This window comes from Chitinivorax sp. B (assembly GCF_005503445.1).
Classification (GTDB): Bacteria; Pseudomonadota; Gammaproteobacteria; order Burkholderiales; family SCOH01; genus Chitinivorax.
In genome coordinates, this window is record NZ_SCOH01000094.1 from 1 (window position 1) to 5,494 (window position 5,494).

Consider the following 5,494-nt stretch of genomic DNA (forward strand, 5'->3'; position numbering starts at 1 on the left):
GTGTTGGGGTTGGGGTTGGGGTCGGCGTCGGCGTCGGCGTCGGCGTCGGCGTCGGGGTTTCATTATCCCCAACTGGCACCTGATTGTTGAAATGGCTGGCAATACGTGGCCAGATCAGGGAAATCTTGTTACCGCCGTTATAGCAGCCACCCGTATTATGCAACGCCACCACGCGATTGCTGCGTGCCGCAATCACGGGTGAACCTGAACTGCCCCCTTCGGTATCACACTTGTATTCAACGCGTGACCCACTGACTGATTCCACCGTGCAAAAACCACCAGCAGTTGAATCACTTCTGATCGCCAGTTGCTTGGGGCGGGCACCGCCATGTTGAGAGATGAAAATACGTTCGCCGATCTGTGGCTCGCGTACTTCCAGGCCGTAGTAGCCAAAATTGCGGATGGTATCCGGATTCTTGACACTAACGAGCGAGTAGTCATAGTCGCTGCCTGTCGTCAGCAATTTGTCGCCTGCAACCTTGACCACTCCGCCATTGGCATCCCCACTTTCACAATCGGGACGCTGGTAATTGAACTGAACCTCCATCGATTCAGCCCCGTTTTGCGAACTGACGCAATGGTTGTTGGTCAGGATGTAGCCCCCAGCCCCAACCCGCCAACCGGTACACGCCGAGCCACCCATCAGCAAACGAGCAGTCGGACGGGTACGCTCGAATTCCACCGGATTGCTGCTGCGATAGCAGACGGCATCGCGACGCTCATCATTACCGCAAACACTTTCCTGAATCGGACCGCCTGCGTCGTTCATGGTCGCCATTGATTCCTGAAGACGATCCTGACTATAGCCTTCCAACATACCGTCAATCTGGATGCCATGTTTACTACTGTCCCAGCCACGACCAGGGTTCAACTTGACCAAAACGGTATCGCCGTCGATTGACATGGCCGAGAAACGCTTCACACCGTCATCACGACGTTGGCGATCAATCGTAATTGCTGTGAGCTTGCCTGGCGCTAATACATATCGTTCGGTGCCACGGGGATTGGATATTTCAACCGATGCATCGGCCGGTAGATCGAAACGAGAAAAATGCAGCTTGATGAAGGATGCACCTTCACGGCGAATCACAGTAGGCTGTGGCGCATCCTCCTGCGTACCCAGGCTGCGGGCCGGTGCAGTAAGAGTCAGATTGAGTGGTTTTTCGTCCGCTACCTTGATCATGCCAGTGCTGGCTGCAGTGGCCATACCATGGGCTGCCCCAGCCAACAAGGCCAATACCGCCAAGCGAATCGGACGGCTATTCATTTGAAACATCGTTTTTTCTCCCTCTCCGATAGAGAAACGTGTCATGGGAAATGCCGCCGAGCTTAAAACAGCATCAGACAGCGATTAACACAAACAAATCCTCAACATAAATCAAACGCATTCACATCAAAATAAATATACAAAAACAGATACATAAAGATACTTTTTATTTTTTTGTTGCATATGTCATCACACTGCACGATGCGGATTTCATCATGCAAAATTGACGTATGTCAACATAACATCGTCATTTAAACGATAAAAAATTGCTTTTTATTTAGGTAAGTACAACAGTTACAAAAAATATCATGGCTAGCAAATGTTTAATAACGCAGGGCAGCAAATGCACTGAACGGAATATTATTTCAGTTCATGAAATACAAATTTATGAAATATTGATCGATTTGCATTTAGCGATGAGACCTTAGCAGCCAAGCATACGCACCCATGGCATCTCATAACGGTAATATTTGTGTAACAGATGGTTTTTCTACGCAGATGACATGAACTGACATGCACAATATGGACACACCCGAAACCTACCAATGGCTGCCCGTCAGAACAGCCATTGGTGGCATTTCCTATTTAATCAGCGAACAGCGCGCGTGGTGAACACCCACTTCACGCCATTGCCATTGCTACCCTTGGCTTGCTGAATGGCCGGGGTGCCATCCTGACCTGCGGTGATCCCTAGCGGGAAACCGCTGTAGCGCGACACCAGCTGGTACGAGCCATCACCCACCGCTACCGGGCACCATTGCTGGTTTACTCCTTTGTGCAGCGTGAACAGGATCGATTCACCACCCACCTTGCCCTTGGTGCTGCCATGCAGATCCAGTGCCAATCCTGTCGCCTTGGAGGTGATCAGGTAGAAGCCCTCCGCATTGCGTTGCAGCTTCCAGCGGGCTGCATTGCCGTCGTTCCACACCAGCAATGGCGACAGTGCTGCATCACCAGCCGGTACCAGATTGGTACCGCTCAGTTTGTTGCTGATCGTCACTTCACCATTGACACTCAACTGGCTGTCGCACTTGCCGACTGGGGTGGGCGTCGGCGTCGGCGTCGGAGTAGGGGTCGGGGTCGGCGTTGGATTCGGATCAGGGTTCGGCTTGCTGCCGCCATCACCATTCGGGTCCAACCACTGCTTCAACTTTGGATAGATCGCGTCCAGGCGTGAATAAACGTCCGGCGCATTCTGGTCGGTGCAATATGAATTACCACCCAACAGACCGCCGCGCAGCTCGTAAAAACCTTTGCTGCTGTTGTAAGTGAACAGGCCGGAACCGGATGAACCCGGCTCGGTCACCCCTTTGCTCCAAACCACTTCGTGCAGGGTGTCTGAGCGTGTCTTGCGGCCATCGCTCACCTTCTTCACATCACCTTTGGGATGGTGAATACCAAGGATGCTGGTGCCATCGGTCAGGCTACCGGCATTCCAGCCAGAGTAGGTCACCCCGGCTGGTGGGCGGTCGCGCAGTACCAGCAGCGCACCATCACCATTGCGCTCGGAATACAGATAATCGGCACCACCTGTCAGCACCTTACGTTGACGCTGACTGCTACCACCGCAACTGGCGGCTTCGTAAAACCAATAGGTCTGTAGTGACTCAGCAGCACTTTGTGAGCCAATACAATGGTGGGCGGTGTAAAAGAATGGCTTGCGGGGCGACGTTGCACTGTTCAGCAACGTGCCCGTACATACATAGCTGCCACCATCATCGGCGGTATAGGCCATGTGAGCGACAGCATCTTTGGCTTCAGTCCACCCGCGGGGAGGGTTGGCTCGGCAAGCCACATCGACTTCACATGAGTCAGAGCCGCCCAGTCGCATCAGCTTCCGGCCCTGTTCAGATTTGACTTCTTCGGGCAATACGTCAAAGTGCGACAGGCTGGTCACGTTGACGGCTACTTCAGTCGGATTGGCATGGGCCGGCACAAACAATTCAATCACCATGCGATCACCCGGCAGAATGGGCGACCATTTTGGTTTGCTGCCGTAGGCGGCCGCTACCTCCTCCACGACCCATTCCTGACGGCCACTACCGGCAAAGCGTACCGTCGCACCAGCAGGCGCTTTGATCGTCAAGCGGGCGCGTAGACCAGCCGCATCAACCGCACTCAGCTGCACCTGCGCTGCCCGACCACCGTCTACCGGTGTCCAGCGCAATGCGTTGCCAGCCAAGCTACGTTGTGTCCCGTTCAATGACTGAGGAAAGCCAATTTGCAGCGGTTGGCCCTTACCTTTGGCCCCCTCACTGACAATAGCTGCTTCACGCAGTTGGCGGGTGTTCAGGGCAGGCAGACGAATAGTCTGACTGGCGTCGCCAAAACTGAGTGACAGCTTAGGTGCCGGCAGGGTAAGCAACTCGGCAACACCCGTTTCAACGGCTGGCGGCATGGAATCCACTGCAAGCGCGGTATAAGGTGCAGTCGCAAATGCCGCAGCCAGCATTGAATAAATAATGGCTTGTTTCATGGAATAATTCTTTCTTCAAATAGAATGTTCATTTGCCCGTTGCTCAGCGCGTCACGCCGATCAGCGATACGCCATTGATGGCCGAATAGGCATGCATCAGGACGTAATATTTGCCAGCCCTAGGATTGTTGATCAGCACATACTCGGCATTGGTTTCACCAGTGGATTTGGCATCCGCATTGCTGTTGCGGCCCTTGGTCGGGACACCCCCCAGCTTCACATATACATCGGTGTCACCTGTTCCATTACCAGTGCGCACAGCCAGGAAACGAGCCCCGACAGGCACGTCGATGGTGTAGATCTGTTCTGTATCTGCACTGTGCCGAATTCCGATCACCGCTTTGCCATTGACCAACATATCGCCAGGAGTAGGTGTTGGAGTAGGTGTTGGAGTAGGTGTTGGAGTAGGTGTTGGAGTAGGTGTTGGAGTAGGTGTTGGAGTAGGTGTTGGAGTAGGCGTTGGAGTAGGCGTTGGAGTTGGAGTTGGAGTAGTGCCACCACCGTAATTCATCAGTGCACCACGCCCCGCACTAACGCGATCACCGCCATGTGTAGCATACCCGCCATAGGCCTGGCTTCCTTCAGTGAAAGTCCAACCACCTATAGTCATGCCATTGACCGACAAATCCTGGCCATCTTTGAGCAACGAGAAATGTACGTGTGGGCCACTGGCCGAGCCACCGCAAGGCAACTGTACATCGATCTGACCAAGATAGGCCCCTTTGGAGATCGATGTCCCATCGGCAATATTGGCCAGACTGGTCATGTGGTAGTAGGTTGTGGTGTAGCCATTGTCATGCACCAGCTTCACCAGCGCGCTGCCGTTACGTACACAACTCTTGTAAAAGCGACCAGATGCCGGTGCCAATACCCGTCCATCTCGGCCATTGAAGTCAATGGAGTTGAACGGCCTACTACTACCAGAATTGCCATGTGGCCCTCCCCCCATGTACCAAGCTTCGCCTTCTTTCCAGGGCAATGCCAAACCGGTCTCGGCAAAACTGGCATGCGATTTCTGGCTGCCTAGGCTACGCTTTTCATCAACCGCCAGCAGATCTGTCGGCGCCAGTGCAACCAGGCCTGCAAAGTCGGAGGTACCTTCCATTGCCAGCCTCCAAGCATCACCTTCCTTGCGGGCAACAAAGAACAGCGACTTTGGTGACTCATGCACGCGATTGCCGATTACCGCAGTAACCGACCCCATGATCCAGCCGCCACTGGCATCCTGCTTGTTGATTTCCACCAAGGTTTCGCCGGTTGCCAGACCACGTTTGGCCCAACCTTGTGTTACGCCACTGAAGGCCTGGTTGGCAGATTGCACCAGGGCTGGGTCAGTCACCAGCCGGGCGTGGGCTGCGCCAGACAATGGGAGCAAGGTACTACCGAGCAACAATGCAATGGCCGACAGTCTCGGGGTTCGGTTCAACATGACATCTCCTTCAAAACAATGGCATCACAGCAAGGCCAGACAACATGCCGAGATGAAAACGGGATAATCGATGAGCAAAGATGCGATTCGCCCACGCCAGGCGGTTGTCTGCCACGTTGGCAGCCAACCACCATGAAGGCGTGTGACAAACTGCGAGTTGAATCAGCGAACAGCGCGGGTGGTGAACACCCACTTCACGCCATTGCCACTGCTACCCTTGGCTTGCTGAATGGCCGGGGTGCCATCCTGACCTGCGGTGATCCCTAGCGGGAAACCGCTGTAGCGCGACACCAGCTGGTACGAGCCATCACCCACCGCTACC

3 protein-coding genes are annotated in these 5,494 nt (G+C 54.2%); all 3 read right to left on the bottom strand.

Going from position 1 to position 5,494, the window contains the following annotated elements; genetic code table 11:
* Window positions 1-1,276: trypsin-like serine peptidase (locus tag FFS57_RS26150; protein WP_171014194.1), on the bottom strand; the 1,276-nt coding region annotated here is incomplete at its 3' end.
* Between the two features lie 580 nt (window positions 1,277-1,856).
* Entirely contained in the window at window positions 1,857-3,743 is a 1,887-nt protein-coding gene (locus FFS57_RS24205; protein WP_137940398.1) for an RICIN domain-containing protein, read from the bottom strand.
* A 43-nt stretch (window positions 3,744-3,786) separates the two neighbouring features.
* Window positions 3,787-5,172 (bottom strand): peptidoglycan DD-metalloendopeptidase family protein, encoded by a 1,386-nt coding sequence (locus FFS57_RS24210; RefSeq protein WP_137940399.1) that lies wholly within the window; start codon window positions 5,170-5,172, stop codon window positions 3,787-3,789.
* Window positions 5,173-5,494 lie beyond the last annotated feature (322 nt).